General features: G+C 38.2%; 1 protein-coding gene. It reads left to right on the top strand.

Translation table 11 applies throughout. From position 1 onward, the window contains the following. On the top strand, positions 1 to 867 hold an 867-nt coding region (locus SCALIN_RS22425), incomplete at both ends, for a hypothetical protein (RefSeq protein WP_162532414.1).

The following is an 867-nucleotide window of genomic DNA, read 5'->3' as shown; positions in this document are numbered from 1 at the left end:
CACTATTTGAAACCTTTGTTAAAGACACGGTAGAATACTCTAACCCGGTACTGTTTAATACCAGTGTTGAGGGTGAATCAAGTACACACTTTCAAATTAACGGCCCTAAAAATGATTTAACGATTAATGGCCATCTGGACGTAAATGACCTGGGAATCACCTACGGAGAACTGTCTATTGAAGACGTCAACATTGATCTTCCCATCACAATGGCTTATCCCCGTTCCAAAACTCCTATGCGGAAACAGGATGTTCCTCTGACGCAATATGGAGTCGTACAATTAAATAAGCTCTCATACGGCCCACTTGAAATTAAGGATGTCCGGATTAATCCTATTATCAACTCAAATAATTTCTTTATAAAAAATCCTTTTAAAATACCTGTATTTGATGGCACAATAGAGATCAGAAATATAGCTGTGGAAAATATGATAAACAGTGATAGAAAGTTTAAACTTGGATTTCAGTTAAATAATATCAGCCTCAAAGATTTGTCTACAACTTACAAACTGACACCCTTAGAGGGGACATTAAACAGCTCGGCCATCTCTTTCCAACAGCAGGGGCAGAAACTCTCTTCAAAAGAAGAGATAAACATTAAGCTATTTGGCGGAGATATTACCATTAGAGACTTAACGTTGAACAATTTCATGACGTCTATGATGGAGATTGGATTATCAGCAGAAGTTAAACACCTGGATTTGGGACAAATGTCTAATACCTACCGTGAGTGGGGCAACATTACAGGCATAATAAACGGGCAGATAAAAGATTTTAAATTAGTCGCCGGAGAACCATCCGGCTTTGAAATTCAGATGAGGACCGAAAAAACATCCGGTATTAAACAGTCCGTCAGTACAAAATTCC

The organism is Candidatus Scalindua japonica, from assembly GCF_002443295.1.
In the GTDB taxonomy this organism is placed as follows: Bacteria; Planctomycetota; Brocadiia; order Brocadiales; family Scalinduaceae; genus Scalindua; species Scalindua japonica.
The sequence above is the reverse complement of the archived record's forward strand: the minus strand, read 5'-3'. Positions and strand labels throughout refer to the sequence as shown.